General features: G+C 49.9%; 15 protein-coding genes. 3 read left to right on the plus strand and 12 right to left on the minus strand.

Features of this window, described 5'->3' with window-relative positions; all coding sequences use genetic code 11:
• Nucleotides 1-49: 49 nt before the first annotated feature.
• The 3 genes from Q9291_RS12625 to pqqA all read right to left on the minus strand — a co-directional run bounded on the left by Q9291_RS12625 (nucleotide 50) and on the right by pqqA (nucleotide 1472).
• Entirely contained in the window at nucleotides 50-751 is a 702-nt protein-coding gene (locus Q9291_RS12625; protein WP_306390440.1) for an OmpW/AlkL family protein, read from the minus strand.
• Nucleotides 752-903: 152 nt separating this feature from the next.
• A complete protein-coding gene (locus Q9291_RS12630; protein ID WP_306390441.1) occupies nucleotides 904-1218 on the minus strand; it encodes a hypothetical protein in 315 nt (104 codons plus the stop codon).
• Nucleotides 1219-1400: 182 nt separating this feature from the next.
• Nucleotides 1401-1472, minus strand: coding sequence for a pyrroloquinoline quinone precursor peptide PqqA (pqqA, locus tag Q9291_RS12635; RefSeq protein WP_081624291.1), 72 nt, complete (start codon nucleotides 1470-1472; stop codon nucleotides 1401-1403).
• Nucleotides 1473-1668: 196 nt separating this feature from the next.
• Between pqqA and Q9291_RS12640 the strand changes: the two genes are divergently transcribed.
• Nucleotides 1669-2748, plus strand: a complete 1080-nt coding sequence (locus Q9291_RS12640) for a M14 family metallopeptidase (RefSeq protein ID WP_306390442.1) — start codon at nucleotides 1669-1671, stop codon at nucleotides 2746-2748.
• 10 nt (nucleotides 2749-2758) lie between these two features.
• On the opposite strand, the gene Q9291_RS12645 is transcribed toward Q9291_RS12640, so the two are convergent.
• The 9 genes from Q9291_RS12645 to Q9291_RS12685 all read right to left on the minus strand — a co-directional run bounded on the left by Q9291_RS12645 (nucleotide 2759) and on the right by Q9291_RS12685 (nucleotide 13033).
• The gene (locus Q9291_RS12645; protein WP_306390443.1) at nucleotides 2759-4024 is read right to left on the minus strand and encodes a DUF3526 domain-containing protein; all 1266 of its coding nucleotides are present in this window, start codon (nucleotides 4022-4024) and stop codon (nucleotides 2759-2761) included.
• Nucleotides 4021-5430, minus strand: coding sequence for a DUF3526 domain-containing protein (locus Q9291_RS12650; RefSeq protein ID WP_306390445.1), 1410 nt, complete (start codon nucleotides 5428-5430; stop codon nucleotides 4021-4023). Before Q9291_RS12650 ends, Q9291_RS12645 begins: the two co-directional genes overlap by 4 nt.
• Complete coding sequence (locus Q9291_RS12655; RefSeq protein WP_306390446.1) at nucleotides 5427-6140, minus strand: ATP-binding cassette domain-containing protein; 714 nt, start codon at nucleotides 6138-6140, stop codon at nucleotides 5427-5429. Before Q9291_RS12655 ends, Q9291_RS12650 begins: the two co-directional genes overlap by 4 nt.
• Nucleotides 6137-8185, minus strand: a complete 2049-nt coding sequence (locus tag Q9291_RS12660) for a TonB-dependent receptor (protein ID WP_306390447.1) — start codon at nucleotides 8183-8185, stop codon at nucleotides 6137-6139. Before Q9291_RS12660 ends, Q9291_RS12655 begins: the two co-directional genes overlap by 4 nt.
• A gap of 263 nt (nucleotides 8186-8448) precedes the next feature.
• Entirely contained in the window at nucleotides 8449-9126 is a 678-nt protein-coding gene (locus Q9291_RS12665) for a DUF1826 domain-containing protein (protein WP_306390449.1), read from the minus strand.
• 1 nt (nucleotide 9127) lies between these two features.
• The gene (gene zigA, locus Q9291_RS12670; protein WP_306390450.1) at nucleotides 9128-10405 is read right to left on the minus strand and encodes a zinc metallochaperone GTPase ZigA; all 1278 of its coding nucleotides are present in this window, start codon (nucleotides 10403-10405) and stop codon (nucleotides 9128-9130) included.
• Complete coding sequence (locus tag Q9291_RS12675; RefSeq protein WP_306390451.1) at nucleotides 10393-11370, minus strand: CobW family GTP-binding protein; 978 nt, start codon at nucleotides 11368-11370, stop codon at nucleotides 10393-10395. The genes zigA and Q9291_RS12675 overlap by 13 nt, the downstream gene beginning before the upstream one ends.
• Entirely contained in the window at nucleotides 11367-12065 is a 699-nt protein-coding gene (locus Q9291_RS12680) for a ZIP family metal transporter (protein ID WP_306390452.1), read from the minus strand. The genes Q9291_RS12675 and Q9291_RS12680 overlap by 4 nt, the downstream gene beginning before the upstream one ends.
• 500 nt (nucleotides 12066-12565) lie before the next feature.
• Complete coding sequence (locus Q9291_RS12685) at nucleotides 12566-13033, minus strand: Fur family transcriptional regulator (protein WP_306390453.1); 468 nt, start codon at nucleotides 13031-13033, stop codon at nucleotides 12566-12568.
• A gap of 166 nt (nucleotides 13034-13199) precedes the next feature.
• Here Q9291_RS12685 and Q9291_RS12690 point away from each other — a divergent pair, with 166 nt between their 5' ends.
• Both Q9291_RS12690 and Q9291_RS12695 read left to right on the plus strand, forming a co-directional pair.
• Nucleotides 13200-16499 (plus strand): type ISP restriction/modification enzyme, encoded by a 3300-nt coding sequence (locus Q9291_RS12690; protein WP_306390455.1) that lies wholly within the window; start codon nucleotides 13200-13202, stop codon nucleotides 16497-16499.
• A gap of 4 nt (nucleotides 16500-16503) precedes the next feature.
• Entirely contained in the window at nucleotides 16504-17187 is a 684-nt protein-coding gene (locus Q9291_RS12695; RefSeq protein WP_306390456.1) for a hypothetical protein, read from the plus strand.

Consider the following 17187-nt stretch of genomic DNA (forward strand, 5'->3'; position numbering starts at 1 on the left):
AATGGAACCTTGTTAGGGGCCCCAGGGAAGAGGGTGTGTAAACGGTGTATTAAAAGCGTTTGCCAAAGCCAACACTGATGACCCATGGATTGATGTCTAGCTCGTCAATTTTGGTCCAGCGGTTGCCGGTCAGCGCTGCGCTTTTTAATTCAACATCCGTGTTCAGCCATAGATATTTCACATCGGCGTTGAGCTGCCAACCATCTTTCAAATTAACATCCATCCCGGCTTGCAGGGCAGGGCCAAAGCTGTCGCGGTCGATTCTGATTTTTTGACCATCAATCGCGCCAGCAGAGCCTCTTAAGTATCTATCAAGCATAAATGTTGCATTAATCCCGGCGCCAACATAAGGATCAAATGTTTGGTCTGGGTTAAAGTGCCATTGGACGGTCAATGTAGGTGGTAGCAGGTCAACTTCACCGAGTTTTTGATTGTTCACGGCACCGCCGCTGTCACCGCTGATTTTGACATCGTGCTTGGTGCCGAGCGCCAGAATCAATTCTGTGGCGATGTTTTTTGTCCAGTAGTAACTGATGTCCAGTTCTGGAATGGTGTTGCTGTCAACTTTCAGTTCTGAACTGGGTGTCATGACATTCGCTACGTTTTTATTCACATATTTGCCCAGATCACTATTTTCATTTGGGCTGATGTTGGTGGCGCGCAAACGTACTACCCAGTCCCCTTGTTCTGCATGCGCAGAAAAGGCAGGTAGCAAAGAAGCCAGGATTAAGCTGAGGGCGGTTTTTTTCATTTTATTTCACTCCATTAAGTGCATCGAACATGGAGCTATTTTAGGGGCTGAAAAAAAGCCGGTATTGACCCAAGTCAATTAAACTTGAGCCAATCGTTAACAATGTGTGAGATGTGGCCGCCGGAAATTAGCGCGCTGGCTTGTGGATGAAACTAGTATTCTTTGCGTTGTTGCCAGGCTTTGTCGAGCTCTTTGGCTTTTTGATCGTAGATGGCTTGTGTACGATCAATCTCTTTACGCACTTGCGCTTCTTCATTTTGCATTTCTTTTAAGCGGTCTTGCTCGCGCTGCACCACCTGTTGCTGATTGCTGATGCGCTTTTGCACTTCCTCCAGCTTGAGTCTGGCGTCGCGATTGGCATCACGTGCGGCGGCGGCTTCGTTCTGCTCAGTCATAATATTTCTCGCCATCAGTTGCGGACTTGCCGTGACGATCAACAATAGTGCCAGAAGGGTGAAAAGACGCATGCGGAACTCCAGTCTGAAATTAACGGTGAAACAAAAGTGATATTGTACTGGTGTCGCAGGCGATCACCAACAAACTGTTGGTCTCGGTGTATCCATGGTAGGTTCCCCGGAGGGCATTAGAAAAACAAAAAACCCGCCATTGGCGGGTTTTTGCTTCAGCTTGTAATCAATACAAGGTCTGATTATTTGTTCATGACGTACATAGTCACTTCAAAGCCAAAACGCATTTCGGTAGCAGCTGGTTTAGTCCACATAATGATCTCCTTTGGGTTGTTTGGAAGTACATCGTGTTTGATGTGCTTGTATGACTCTCACTATACGCGGGTGTTTCAATTTCACCCTGAGGCCTTTGCGTAAAATGCACTCATGATTTTACGTAGATTTAACGATGGCTTTGCTGTGCGCGGACATGCATATGCTCCATTTACAACAGCGCCTTTTTGCGCAACAATGTTGCAATTTATTTTTGGGGCGATGATGCGTTACTTGTTCACCATGATGATGGGGCTTCATCTGTCAGCTGCATTCGCACAGGCGCCATTTGTTGGAATAGCGCAGCATGTGTTACCGGGAAGTGTGCACGCATGGATGCAGCCTGTAGGAAAAACGGCATTACCGATCACGGTTATCCACGGTCAATTTTCCGGCCCGGTATTGACACTGACTGCGGGGATTCATGGCGATGAGTTCCCAGCGATTTTTGCCTTGCAGCAGCTTGCTCAAAACATACGGCCTGACCAACTGCATGGCACATTGATAGTGGTACACCTTGCCAATCTGGAGGGCTTTCACGGGCGCAGAATCGCACTCAGCCCGGTGGATGAGAAAAACCTCAACCGTGTGTTTCCAGGCCGGGCAGAGGGCACCCTGACTGAACAGATTGCCTACTTTATGACTGAGAATATTATTAGCCAGACTGATTATCTGCTGGATATTCACTCCGGCAGTGCCAACCAGACGTTGTTGCCGCACGTGTATTCCCCGGTCATGCATCAGGCGCCGCTGGATGAGAAAACATTGGCATTTGCCAAATCACTGGGCATCCCGCAGATTGTGCTGTACGACGAGCGGCCCCATGACCCTGCGCATTCAATTTCCTATCCGAATACCGCGCAAACCAGAGGCAAGCCGGGGTTGACACTGGAAGTCGGGCAGTTGGGGCAGCGCTCGGCAGAGGATAGTGCCCTGATTGTGCAGGCATGCCTGAACGCCATGCGTCATTTGAATATGCTCGATCCGTCAGCGGTAAACGGCAGTGCCATGGTTGCGTCGACCGCCCAGCCAAAATCACAGCCGGTGCTCTACCGCAAACTGGTGGAAGTGCACAGCCCGGTGACCGGCATTTTTTATCCGCTGGTCAAGGTAGGCGATGCCGTGGTATCAGGGCAAGCCGTGGGGCGGGTAGCCAATTACTTTGGCCAGCCTCTGGAAACGTTGTATGCGCCGGTGGCCGGGACGGTGCTCATGCAAAAAGAAACACCGCCCATCCGTGAGGGCGAATCGACCATAGACATCGGCGTCTTGCAATAACTGCCAGCGTTCAATCAGCGCCTGTTGATTTAAAGGTTGGCAGTTGCTGGAAGTCTTCCGCAGTGAACGGTTGTTCTTCAAACAGAAAAGGGTACACAAAGTGGCGCAGTTGCGTATGAAACTGTTCAATCTGCTGCCGATGCGCAAGCAAGTGCGCCACATTACTTTGTGCAAGCTGCTCCAGTTGTCGCTGTGCCCATACCCCCGGCAGGCCCCACCCCAGTTGTTGTGTGGCTTGATCGCGCTGCATCAGGGCCTGCTCGCGCGCTGCCACTTGCGGCGCTAGCCTGACATCTGCCATGTGTTGAAAGGCGAAATACCATTTCCAGTGAAAGCGGCCAATGACGGGTGAGGTATCGCGCCATTGCGGATACAAGGCATAAAAAGGTGTGAGCGTGTCGGTTTTAGGTAAATCCCATGCGCCATGCACCAGTTGCCGGTGTTGCAGGGCAATCTGGCTACCGTCTTGCACCGGCGCACGGGCGTGACACCACAGTTGCGCCAGATTAGGCAATATCACCGTCATGCAGAGCCATAAGCTTGTCAGTAACATGGCGTTAAAGCTGGCATTGACTGCCCGTGTATGCAAACTGATGGCTGCACTCACCATTGTCCAGAACAGGGTGTAAAGCAGGGTGACGACGAGCACCAGCAACAGTGGGCCAGTCGACAGCGCATGCAGGGTCGCGAAGGCAATCACTGGCAAGGTCAATGTCGTCACAATCAACAGCCAGCGCGCCAGCGCCCGTTTAAACCAAAAGTGTGCAGGCTTGGCGACCAGGCTATTTAAAAATAACAGGCGCTGGGCTTGCTGTTCACTGGCCCTGAGGTCATGCAGCAAAGCGATGCATAGCAGCGGCGAAAAAAACACCAGCCAGAAGGCATAATCAAAGCTGCCCAGCATCACATACTCCGGATGATGCGACTCGCCGTCATACAGCTGCCCCTGCAAACCCAGCAGACGGATCCGTTGCACATAAGGCGTGACCAGACGATTGCCCAGCGCAATAAAACTCCACTCTGTGGGGGCATGGTAGACATTATGAAACAGGTAATAACCTATCTCGCCCGCATCCAGTGTGCCATCGTGTTGATGGCTGTGCAGATAGTCTTGCTTGCGCAGGCTTTCCTCCTGCTGTGCGTGCAGGATTTGTGTGCGGATATGGCTGATATTTTGCCAGCCATTTTGCAGGCTGAGGCTGGTAAGTATCAGGCTGAGTAGCACCAGCAGTACCATGCTGCGTTGTTTGAGGAGAAGAATCAGTTCGTGTTTCATGTCCGTTTGCTCACTTTGTAAAGCAGTGCGCAAGGCAAGACAATCCAGCCCAGCAACACCAGTAGCGAGGCCAGCAGGGTGGTGCGGCTGACGTCAATCCCGGCCAGGCTGACCGTCGGACGCGGGGCGTTTTGCCAAAACGCGGCATCCACGCGGGTATCTTTATCCTCTGCCTGATTGACTTTAAACGTATGAATCTGGTTTAAATATTGAATCAGCTGATAACGCCGCACTTCGGCTTGTCTGATAAAAGCTTGATGATGTGCGAGGTCATTGCCGCTGCTCGCCATCTGCACATATTGCATGGCCAGTGCCGGGCTTAACCATAACCAGTGCCTAATCTGCGCGTTTTGTTTGGCCAGTTGCGCATCATGCAGGGCTTGCTGTTCGCGATAGACCGCAGTGGTCAGGCGCTCGCCTTCCTGCATCAGCAGGCCGTTGTAATTGACTGGCAGGTCTTCTGTACGCGAGACGCCATACAGTTTGAGGGTTTGGGCCTTGAATCCAGCAAAGTGCGGGTCATTCGGGTGATGGCTATCGCCCAGGGTTTTGAGTTTGATTTCAGCATGGTATTCGGCCTCGGTACGAGGCTGCGTCGGATGCAGCACCTGCGCCAGATTGGCCAAGCCGCGCGGAAAAATAATACACACGCATACCCAGCACAACAGCAAGGTTAACAAGGCCGCATGCAGTTGTCGGCTCCACCACGACACGGCAACCACCAGCCCGCACCAGCCTGCCATATACAGCACCTGTGCCAGCAGCATCAGGCCAAGCCTGAGTCCGGCCTGATCACTGTGCCAGCTCCACAAGCCAACCAGTAGCCCCTGCAGGCATAACAACAGCAGAAAAGGCAGAAACAGTGCCAGCCATTTGCCTGTAGCGATCTGCCACGCCGCAGTGCCGTTGCCACGCATATAAGCCAGTGTGCCTGCCAGTTTTTCTGCAGTGACGGTGGCGTATGCGATCATGATTAAAAACAGTGGCATCCACCACTGCACGATCATGCCGGGGGTCATCAGCGGAAACCGTCCCAGACTGGTGGCCTCAGTGGCCGGGTTGAAATTGGCACTGTTTAAACGATGGGCTTCCAGATAGACCAGATGCCCGGACTGGTCGAGAATGCCAGGCTCAATGACTGTCAGCGGGTGTAAGGGTTTCGCGACAAAATCACCAAAATGGGATACCCGGTGCGGATGCCGGTCTGGCTGTGATTGCCAGTCATGCTGGCTGCGTAGCGTGACGTCTGCCACTGTGCGGGCATGGTCTTGCCAATGGTGGTGCGCCGCCAATGCAGCCAGCCCCCACAAACCCAGCAAAACCACGAGCAGCAAGGCAGGCACGCGGGCGTGCCACCAGCGTCGCCATTCATTGCAGGCGATGGTCCATACAGGGGAAGCGTTCATGCCTGTCCTTGATACAATTGTTTGAGGCTATCCAGCGTTAGCGTGGACTGATCCAGCAACACTGGCTGTAATTGGCCGTTGGCCAACATCAGCAAGCGGTCAGAAAATGCCATGGCAGACAGCACATCATGGGTTACTACCAGCACGCCCATGCCCTTTTTTTTGCATTGTAAAATCAGCTGGTTAAGCTCTTCGGTGGCTTGCGGGTCCAGGCCTGAATTGGGCTCATCCAGCAGCAATAGTTTTGCCTGCTTTGCCAGCGCCAGTGCCAGCATGACCTTTTGTTTCATGCCTTTTGAATATTCACTGCATGGGCGTTGCCAGGCGTGCGCTGGCAATCCCACCATGTCCAAATAGGCTGAAATCTCCATGGTGGGTGTGACCGCCGCCAGGCGCAAAAAATAGCCAATATTTTCGATGGCAGACAAATGGCCGTAGACCGCAGGCTGCTCTGGCACATAGGCCAGTTGTGCCAACGCCTGTGGCCGCGCCTGTTGAATATCAAGCCCGGCAATCAGAATCTGGCCGCTTTGATCCACACCGGCATCATGCAGGCCAAGAATGCTCTTGAGCAGTGTGGATTTGCCTGCACCGTTGCTGCCCAATACCGAAACCACTTCACCGGCGTGCAGCGTGAGCGCAAGCTGTTGCAAAATATCGCGCCCGGCAAAGCGCAGACTGAGTTGCGCAATGGATAATAATGCGGTCATTTGAAATCCACAGTGGCGGTGAGCATAAAGTTACGGCCTGCGCCGGGAGCGAAGTTGAGCTGATTCAAAGCGCCGGTACTTGAGAAGTCATACACATACTCGTAATATTTATCAAAAATATTATTGGCTAACAGACTGACTCTGCCCCAACTTGTTTTGTAGTCAATGTTGGCGTTGGTGAGGGTATAGGCCCCATATTTGCCGCCTTGATTACTTTCGTTGACGTAGTAAGCACCTTGTCTGTCAATATGCAGTCTGGCAATCCAGTCAGCATTGGGTACAAATTGTAAGCCGAGCGAAGCCGTGTGGTCTGGAATGCCGCGAATGGTATTCCCTTTAAAGCTCGGATTCTGCGCGTTAGGCTCCTCAATTTTGGCATAAACTTTCGAGACATTGCCCCAGAAGCTTAATTGGTCATTTAATTTGTAATCGAAGCTTGCATCAAGACCCTGTCTCCGTGTCGCGCCCAATAAGCGGCGAGTACCATCAATATTGATAAATTCGTTTTCTGCTTTTTGTTGCCAGTATGAAACGCGGGTATTGAAATCATTGTTCCATCCGCTCTTGATTCCAAGCTCCCAGCCGTCGTTAATGGCTACATCCACCGGAATTGTTCCACCGCGTGTATTTAAATCGGTGCCAGTAGGGGTTTGAAAGCTGCGACCAGCATTTGCAAACAACGTTTGTTGATCGTTCAAATTTGCAAAAATGTTAAATTTAGGTTGCACAATGGTCTGGTCATTCAACAGAGTGGTCACCAGTGTTGTGCCATTGTTTACAAAGCTGTTTTTAGGATCACTGGATAGTCGATCAACGCGATAAGCCATATTCCAGCGTAGCCAGTCTAAAGGGGTATTCTCAAATTTTGCATAAATGCCTTGTGCAGTAAAGTCATACTTGGCATTGCGGCGGATTGTGGTTAAACGTTGACGAAATTCGCTCACCTCCTGATGCTCAATGTCGTAACCTGACTCGAACGCCCAATGAGGATTGATTTTCCAGTTAAGTTTAGCGATGAAGCCCGTAGACGTTTGATCATCAAACCTGTTTTCGACAGCGGGCGAACCTACAAAACGTACATTCCGTTCACGGTCAAAATTCTGCCAATAAGTCTTCAGGCTTAAATCCACGTCATTGTTAAAAAAGTAATCATAGTGAAGGCTTAAGTGCTTGAATTCTTTTTCGCCGCTATCGTTGAGTGCATTCGGTGCCACGCCTCTACGGTCTGCACGTGCCTGCGCTTTGCTCATATACCCCGGCGCTTCAGGCGAATTATATTTGCCGTATTTGGCACTTAAGGCGAGTGTGGACTGCTCAAAGTCGAGTTGCCAGCGGCCGGACAAGGCAATCTTTTCATTCTCGGTGTGATCGCGGAAGCCGTTGCCTTTGCGGTAGCCGATGGCATAGTTTTGGGTGAGGTTGTCTTGTTTTTCGCCGTAATAACCTTGCATTTCGCGGGTTTGAAAGCTGCCATAGCCAAATTGCAACTGTTTGCCCACATCTTTGCGGGTTTCAACTTTATAGTTACCTGCTGTTGCAAACAGGCCAGTGCTGGCATCACTGGTGCCTTTAAATACCTGTACGCTCTGAATATTGGTTGGGAACAGATAATCCAGCTCACTTAAACCGGAAAACAGGTTTGAAGGAATGCCATCCACCAGCAGTTTGGCGTTGGGTGTTTCGCCATCACCGCTAAAGCCGCGAATAGAAATTTCTGTATTGACGATGCCCTGACTGAATCTAGACAGCACCACACCGGGCGTTTTGCTAAACAGTTCCAGCGTGTCTGTCACATGCTCGTATTCGAGTTCTTCACGCGTGATCACATCGACAGAACCTGCCAGGCCTTTGTCTGTGGCGGTCACTTGCTCTTGTTTGCCAAGCACTACCACACTGTCAAGCTCTACGCTCACGGTATCCTCTGTGTTTTGTTTTGCCTTGCTACGCGCGTTTTTATCGTCTGTCGCTGTTGCTTCTTCAGCCATGGCAGGCACGGCAGGTAGCAACAAAAGGGCCAGCAAGCTGGCGATTGTTTTTTGACGCATGATGTTTCTTCCCTGTAAGTGATGTTTCAAAATGAATTACTGTTGTGATGTCTCGCTTGCAGCGCCAGCATTGTGCCACCAGGATTCTTTTTAGCTTTTACTATTTAAATAAGAATCATTATAAATTGGCCGCCAAGCGTTTTTGATGAAAAATGCGGGGCATTATTAAAAAAAAACACTGCATGGACGCTGTGTATCGATTGTGTGATCTGGTGTCTCATTGATGTGCATATGCATGTATGCAGGCGCTTGAACGGGCAGGCTTACCATATTGCGTCCAGCGCCAGCACCACGCGTGTGCTCCCTGTTTCAATCTGCGGCGAGCGATGCACCGCGCCTGCATGCTGGTTGCCTTGCCATAGGCTGCCTTTAAGCAATACCAGCGCTTGCTCGGATGCTTGACAGATCCCCTGCGGGTGCACAATCAGGGCCTGATGAAATGCTTCCAGTGTGCTGTTCGGTGTTGCAAAGGCGTTTCTGTTGCAATACGCTTCGTCCAGCCATTCGGTGCCAGGTCCAAGATAGGTGCACAGTAGACGGATGCCTGTACGGTCAATATGAAACTTGGGGCACATGGCCTGTGACAGTACTTCCAGCCGCAGGCCGATATGTGGGCAATCCAGCAAATCGGCGTAAACGGTGGCTATGTGTGCCATATCCGCGAGCAAAGCCTCTTTGCCGTGCCCGACAACCAGTGCCAATTGACTGGCCAATTGCGGCTGGATCGCCTGCCTTGTGTTGAGCACCATACGGTAGCCCGGCACCATCTTATGGGCACTTTGTGCCAGATAGTGATGAATGGCGGGGTCGGGTGTGCGCGGCACCATACAGACTTGCTGCGCCTCCTCAAAAATCGGCAGTAATGCCAGTGGATTAAAATGGGGATGCGCAGTGAGTCCATGCGGCGGCGTGGGTGGCGCGACATCTCTGACGGCGAGCATGTTAGAGCACCTCCTCAACACTATCCTCTTCTGCTGGCAGGTTGACTGACCACTGCGGGAAAGGGTCAGGCAGGGTCCGCCAGGCTTCCATGCCGAGCGCCATTTCGGCCTCGGTCATCAGACAGGCATCAAACTGTGCGGTGAGTGCGGCTTTGTCCATCTGCATGCCTATGATCACCAGTTCCTGCTGGCGGTCGCCATAAGGCTCTTGCCAGCGCGATTTGATATGCTGAAAACTGTCTGCATCTTCTGGCCAGTATTCACTCGGGGTGGCCACCCACCACATGCCTGCCAGTTCGGTACGGGTGACGGCGCCGGCCTGTGACCAGGTCGCGCAGAAGTCCGGGCGCGAGGCGATCCAGTAGCGGCCTTTGGAGCGCACGACGCCTGGCCATTCGGTGTTAAACCACTGCCACAGGCGTTGCGGGTGAAACGGCTTGCGCGCGCGGTAGACAAAGCTGGAAATACCATATTCCTCGGTTTCCGGCACGTGCTCGCCGCGCAGTTCCTGCAACCAGCCTGGCGCTTCTGCAGCCTGGTCAAAGTCAAACAGGCCAGTATTCATGATGCGGTTGAGCGGGACTTTGCCAAAGCTGCTGTGCAGTAAATGCGCACGCGGATTCAGTGTTTTCAGAATGCCTTCCAGCTGGCCTATCTCGGACGGCGTCATCAGGTCGGTTTTATTGAGCACCAGCACGTCGCAAAACTCGATCTGGTCGACCAGTAAATCCACCACCGTACGTTCATCTTCTTCGCCCAGCGATTCGCCGCGGTCTCCCAGCATGTCCTGCGAGCTGTAGTCTTTGAGAAAGTTATAGCCATCAACCACGGTGACCATGGTATCCAGTTGTGCCACATCCCCGAGTGAGGTGCCGTCTTCATCGGCAAAGGTAAAGGTTTCGGCGATGGGCAAGGGTTCGGAGATGCCGGTGGTTTCAATCAGCAGGTAATCAAAGCGGCCTTCTTTGGCCAGCCGGGTGATTTCGACCAGCAGGTCTTCACGTAAGGTGCAGCAGATGCAGCCATTGCTCATTTCGACCAGTTTTTCTTCCTGGCGCGAAAGCTCGGCACCGCCTTCACGCACCAGTTGCGCATCGATATTCACTTCCGACATATCATTGACGATGACTGCTACGCGCTTACCTTCGCGGTTGTTGAGGATATGGTTGAGCAGGGTGGTTTTGCCTGCCCCTAAAAAACCGGAGAGCACGGTGACAGGGAGTTTTTTGACAATTGCATTGCTTGTGCCAGACACAATTGCAGTGTTTATACCAGACATAATTGGAGTCCTTCTTCAAAACGGGCTTGTGGTAAATCCTTACCGATAAATACCAGGGTGGAGTGTCGTTGTTCGTGTGCTTGCCACGCAGTGGTGTGGTCGCCGCTCATCAACATATGTACACCTTGAAACACAATGCGTTGCGGATCATTGAAGGCGTTAACAATGCCTTTGTAACGTAACAGTTGCGTCCCATAGATTTCTATCATGGCTTCCAGAAAGACTTCCAGTTTGGCCAAATCAAACGGGCGTTCAGTGTTAAATACAAAGGCACGTATCTCGTCATCATGGCTGTGCGCCACATCTTGCAAAAAGTCAGGCTCGATGGCGAGAATGGCATCCAGTGAAAAGCCATCGATATCCAGAATCTGTTTTAAATCAGTCTGGCCAAAGTGGGCCGGCTGAATGCTGGCACGCGGATTGATCTGCATAAGTCTATGTTGTAGTTGCGCTACTTGTTCCGCAGCAACCAGATCGGTTTTGGATAACAGAATACGGTCTGCAAAGCCAATCTGCTCTTGTGCTTCGTGGTGCGCATCCAGTTGCTGCATGGCATGCACGGCATCCACCACTGTAATGATGGCATCCAGCGTATAGTCGGCATAAATGGCATCCTCGACAAAAAACGTTTGCGCGACCGGGGCTGGATCTGCGAGCCCGGTGGTTTCAATAATCACGCGGTCAAAGCGCAGTTGGCCTGCCGCCTGCTTTTGCGCAAGCTCGCCCAATATGCGCACCAGATCGCCGCGCACAGTACAGCAGATGCAGCCATTGTTCATTTCCACAATCTGCTCATCGCCCTGAATCAGCAAATCGCCGTCGATGCCGGTTTCGCCAAACTCGTTTTCAATCACCGCAATCCGCTGTCCATGTTGCTCTTGCAGGATACGGTTGAGCAGGGTGGTTTTACCTGCACCGAGAAAACCGGTCAGGATAGTTACCGGTGTTTTTGAAGCTGTGCTCATACCAAGGCCTTCCAGTAGTGAATCAAAAATTGTTGCATCATGGGCGATGTCCAGGCCACCGCCAGCCCGGTGATCAGCAAACCGCTTTGTAGAATCAGATCTTTGGGTTGAAAGTGACGGTGCAAACTGGGTACCAGATCGGCCAGCGCAATGTAAATAAAGCTCGCAGCTGCGACCAGCAGGGCATGTGGAATCAGGTGATTGATATGGCTAAAGCCGATCCAGCCGACCAGACCGCCTGCCAACATGGCCGAGCCGGAGAGCATATTGAGTAACAGTGCGCGGGTTCTGGACAAGCCAGCATGCATCAACACCATAAAATCCGAGATTTCTTGCGGGATTTCGTGTGCGGTAATGGCCATGGCAGTGACCCAGCCGAGCGTGATATCGGTCATAAAAGTGGCGGCCAACAAAATACCGTCCACAAAATTATGCACGCCATCCCCCACCAGAATGATGGTGACTTCCGCACGGTAAGCTTGGGGGTGCTGCGTGAACTGATGCGAATGGCGCCAGATCGCCAGTTTTTCCAGCACAAAAAACAGCAGCATGCCACCAATCAAGGTCCAGCCAGCATCAGCTGTGTCTATGCCTAAATTCAAGGCTTCAGGTAGCAAATCAGTGAAAGCAAAGCCGAGCAACACCCCCACGGCAAATGCCACCATGCGATGTGCGTGATTGGCCAGAACGGTCATGGATAACAATCCGGCCAGGAGGACAGAGCACACACCACCAATGAGACACGCAAGGACGAGAGAGAAAAACACCATTTTTAAGCAACTTTGTTGCAATGCATTAATGTTGCATTTTATAGTGCAAGTGCATTAATTGCAACTTTGTTGCAAAAAATATACATTGGTGTCTAAATGCACGGCTGGCTGATGTGATCAGCATGCAGATACGCGCATGCGGGAATATCCTCTTGGTATTGGATGCCAATGATCGCGCCTGAGGTGCTAAGTCTATGGTCGGCTGTAAGCGTTTTAGTCCAGCGCTTGCGTAACCATTAACCTGACATGCGTACAGTATCTATTGCTGAGGATGTTTACTGAGATTAGGATTTACCACGGTTAAAACGGATGCACGATGTGACAGAATAGTGATGACATAAAGAGTGCAAACGACGGCGGTGTGAGGGCAAAGCCTGTGACAATCGAGGGATACGGATTGAGTAATAGGCTGCGCATGCGCACTGTTACTTTGCACTCTCCGTAGACTGACAATCCGGACAGCGTCCTTTCAAACTGATTTCAATCTGTGAAACCTGATAGGTATCAAAAATGGCTTGCGGAATATGTGCGGCCAGTTCGTGTATGCATAACACTGTGCCGCAAGACTGACAATGCAGATGGGCGTGACCGTGGTTGTTGATCATGCCGGAAGTTGCACTAGCAGGCGTCTTGAAACTGCGTTTCGGGCTGTTTAACTGGAACTTCCAGGCACGGTCATCGCTTGAGATTTTATGAATGAGTGCATTTTCCTGTAGCCAGTCCAATACACGATACACCGTGACCCGATCAATTTCCTTGATGCCTTGTAACGCCGACAAAATCTCGGTATGACTCAAGGCCGTGGGGGAGTTTATCAAGGTGTTCAATACCGCAATACGTGCCTTGGTCGGGCGTAGTGCGGCGTCAGTCATCAATTGTTCAGCAGTTTTCATAGGGGGTGATTATGAACCACAAGCCCTGGCATCACAATATTTTGCAACGCGCACGTAATAGCATTTATGATTAGGTGCTGAGATATTGATCACCTGTTTACTGTTGGCAATACTCTTTAAATGCATCCAATGGTGTCTACCAGAAAAGTAATTACTTAAAATAAAAATGACTTTGAACGACTACATCCAGATTGTTAATCAACGCTACCAGGCAGGCAACGCAACCGAACACAGCTATCGTGGTGATCTGCAAAATCTCCTGCAAGCTTTATTGCCTAATGTCGATATCACCAATGAGCCCAAGAGGATAGGCTGCGGAGCACCAGATTACATCATTAGCCGAAAAGGGAAAGATATCCCGATAGGTTATATAGAAGCCAAAGATGTGGTTGAAGACATCAACGCCAAAAAACATCAGGCACAGTTTGAGCGTTACAAAGCTGCACTAGACAACCTGATCATCACTGATTATTTACAGTTTCAATTTTATAAAGATGGCAAGCTGATAGAGACCATCAAGATTGCACAATTCAACAACGGCACTATTCAAGCCTTGTCACAAAACTTTGAGCGTTTTCAGGCGCTGGTTCAAAACTTTGCTTTAGTGGTGACCCAAAGCATTAAATCACCCACTAAACTCGCCGCAATGATGGCTGCAAAAGCCAAACTGATGGCGCAAGTGATTTTTGATGCACTGCAACAAGACGATGAGCAGCAGCAAAACAGTGAGTTACAGGCTCAGCGTGAGGCGTTTAAAAACATCCTGATTCACGATATTGATAACGCCCAATTTGCTGATATTTACGCGCAAACCATTGCCTATGGCTTGTTTGCCGCACGTTATCACGACCCAACATTGCCTACTTTCTCGCGTGAAGAGGCTGCAACGCTGATTCCTAAAAGCAACCCCTTTTTGCGCAAACTTTTTCAAACAGTGGCTACTTACAGCTTGGATGACAATGTTGGTGAGCGATTGTTATGGATAGTAGAAGAACTGGTACAAGTGTTTTTAGCCACTGACGTGGCAAAAATCATGCAGAGCTTTGGCAAAAGTACCCGCCAGCAAGACCCGATTGTGCACTTTTACGAAACCTTTTTGGCTGAGTACGACCCCAAACTGCGTAAAGCGCGTGGTGTTTGGTATACGCCAGAGCCAGTGGTCGATTTTATTGTCCGTGCAGTCGATGACATTCTAAAAACCAAATTCAACCTGCCTCAAGGCTTGGCCGATACCAGCAAAATCACCCGTGAAATTGAAAGCATAGAGCCCGGTAGCAAAGGCAAACCTGTCAAAAAAACAAAAACCTTTCACCGTGTACAAATTTTAGACCCTGCCACTGGTACGGGCACATTTTTAGCCAAAACAGTCGAGCACATTTACCAAAACAACTTTGCCAGCATGCAAGGCATGTGGCCTGCCTATGTGAAAGAGCATTTAATCCCAAGGCTTAATGGCTTTGAATTGCTGATGACCAGCTATGCCATGGCGCATTTAAAGCTGGATATGCTGCTCACGCAAACGGGCTATCAAGCTGAAAACAACAATGAGCGTTTTCAAATCTACCTCACCAATAGCTTGGAAGAACATCACCCGGATACAGGCACCTTGTTTGCCAGTTGGCTGAGTAGCGAGGCAAACGAGGCAAACCACATCAAGCGCGATGCGCCTGTGATGGTGGTCATCGGCAATCCGCCATATTCGGTGAGCAGTAGCAACAAAAGTGATTGGATTCAAAACCTGCTCAAAGACTACAAAAAAGACCTCAACGAGCGCAATATACAACCGCTATCAGACGACTACATTAAATTTATTCGCTTTGGGCAACACTTTATTGATAAAAACGGTGAAGGTGTGCTGGCCTACATCAGCAACAACAGCTTTATTGATGGCCTCATTCACCGTCAAATGCGCAAACATTTGCTAGAGAGTTTTGACGAAATTTATATTTTAGATTTGCACGGCAACGCCAAAAAGAAAGAAACCGCGCCCGATGGCAGCAAAGATGAAAACGTGTTCGATATTATGCAAGGCGTAAGCATTAACCTGTTTGTTAAACATAACGCCGTCATTCCTGCGAAAGCCGGAAGCCAAGTTGAACCAGAACAAACACCTAAAATGGATTCCCGTCTACGCGAGAATGACGACGCGGAAACTAAGCCACTTGCAAAGGTCTTTCACCACAGCCTGTATGGCAAGCGCGAGGCAAAATATGAAGCATTGAATGCAGGTGGGTTTGAGACTTTGCCTTGGCAGGAGATTAGCTACAAAACTCCAGAATTTTTGTTTATACAAAAGGATGCGGAAGTTGAGCAGGCTTATAAACAAGGCTTTTCAATCAATGAGTTATTTCCGCTTAATTCAAGTGGCATCAGCACACATCGCGATCATTTTGTGGTTGACATGCATAAAGAGAAACTCGCACAGCGCATCCAGCATTTTTATGATTTATCGGTTAGTGATGATGCAATCAAGAATGAAGTGGCGTTGAAAGATAATCGTGATTGGCAGTTAAGTTCTGCTAGGAAAAGCTCGAAGTTTGATGATCACTTAATTAAAACAGTGACATATCGCCCTTTTGATAATCAGTTTATTTATTACGATGGGAATTTGATTGATTTTGGCAGGCAAAAAGTAATGCAACATTTGTTAGCGGGTGAAAATTTCGCTTTCGTCTGTTTGCGCCAATCAAGAAATATGGAGCAAGGTACATTTTTTATAACGAAAGATTTGGTAATCAAGGATACGATTTCGTTGCTAGATAGATGCTCTACTTTCCCACTCTACACCTATCCTGACTCCACCGACTTGCTCGCCAAAACCACCCGCACCCCCAACCTCAATATGCAAATTGTCAACACCATTGCACAAGGCTTGGGGCTGACATTTACCACCGAAAAAACTTCCCCCGTCATTCCCGCGAAAGCGGGAATCCATGTTGAACTTAAACAAAACCAAAAAATGGATTCCCATTTTCACGGGAATGACGAACAGACCTTTGCACCGATAGATTTACTCGATTATATCTACGCCGTGTTGCACAGCCCACGCTACCGCGAAACCTACAAAGAGTTTTTAAAAATTGACTTTCCGCGTGTGCCTTACCCCAACAATACCGAAACATTTTGGCAACTGGTGGCGCTAGGTAGTGAGTTACGCAAAACCCATCTGTTGGAAACTGCTGCTAACTCGACAATGATTTATCCAGTGTCAGGCAACCACGTGGTGGGCAAGCTGCGTTATGAAGACAGCAAGGTTTACATCAACGAAACCCAATACTTTGACCACGTGCCAGCACTGGCGTGGAATTTTTATATAGGCGGCTACCAACCCGCCCAAAAATGGCTAAAAGACCGTAAAGACCGCACCTTGACGCGTGAAGATATTCAACATTATCAACGTATTATCCATGCTCTCTGCGAAACAGACAGGCTGATGCAAGCGGTGGATAAGGTGTTTGAGGTGTAATGCGATGTCTTTTGATGTTGAATTAAAAGTAGGGGACATCGTCCGTACCTTTGATGATTTGCGCGGCACGGTGACGCATTTAAATTATTTTAAAGGCGAACTTTCGTCGGTGACCGTCAGATGGTTGAACGGGCGCGTGATGACCCACCCATGTACTGCCGAGGATATTTGGCTGGAAGGTCAACCCGCCAAAGAAGATCCGGACGTGAAAGCCCGCAAGTGGTTTGTGGCGCATGAGGATGAGATGCATGCCCAAAATTTGGTTTTGCAACACGCTTACAGATTAGCCACACGTGCAGCGGTTGATGGCTTGGCGAATATTGTATGGGCACCTGAGCCATTTGACGAAAATGCGAGCTTAGACGATTTGGCGCAAGCAATTGACGGCTGGTCTGAAATTGTGAAGCGTTTAGATGGGCATGCCAAAGAGGATTTGATTAAACATGATTTGTTTGCACGTGAGTGTTTGCATGGCTTAATCAATGGACTGAAAATGCAAGGTGTTGCTATACCGTCTGCGTTATTAGACAAGCTTGTGCAAGCCGACCAATTTTTCATCGACCACAGTATTGCGTTGGCCCCGCCGCGTCTAACAGGCCTGAACGCTGTTGCACCGGATAGCGTAGTTACGGTGCAAGATCTGGATGCGTTTTGGTATGAATATCGTTGGCCTAAAGCCGAAACTTAA

Origin of the sequence: Methylophilus aquaticus, assembly GCF_030769565.1 — a bacterium.
GTDB classification, from domain to species: domain Bacteria; phylum Pseudomonadota; class Gammaproteobacteria; order Burkholderiales; family Methylophilaceae; genus Methylophilus; species Methylophilus aquaticus.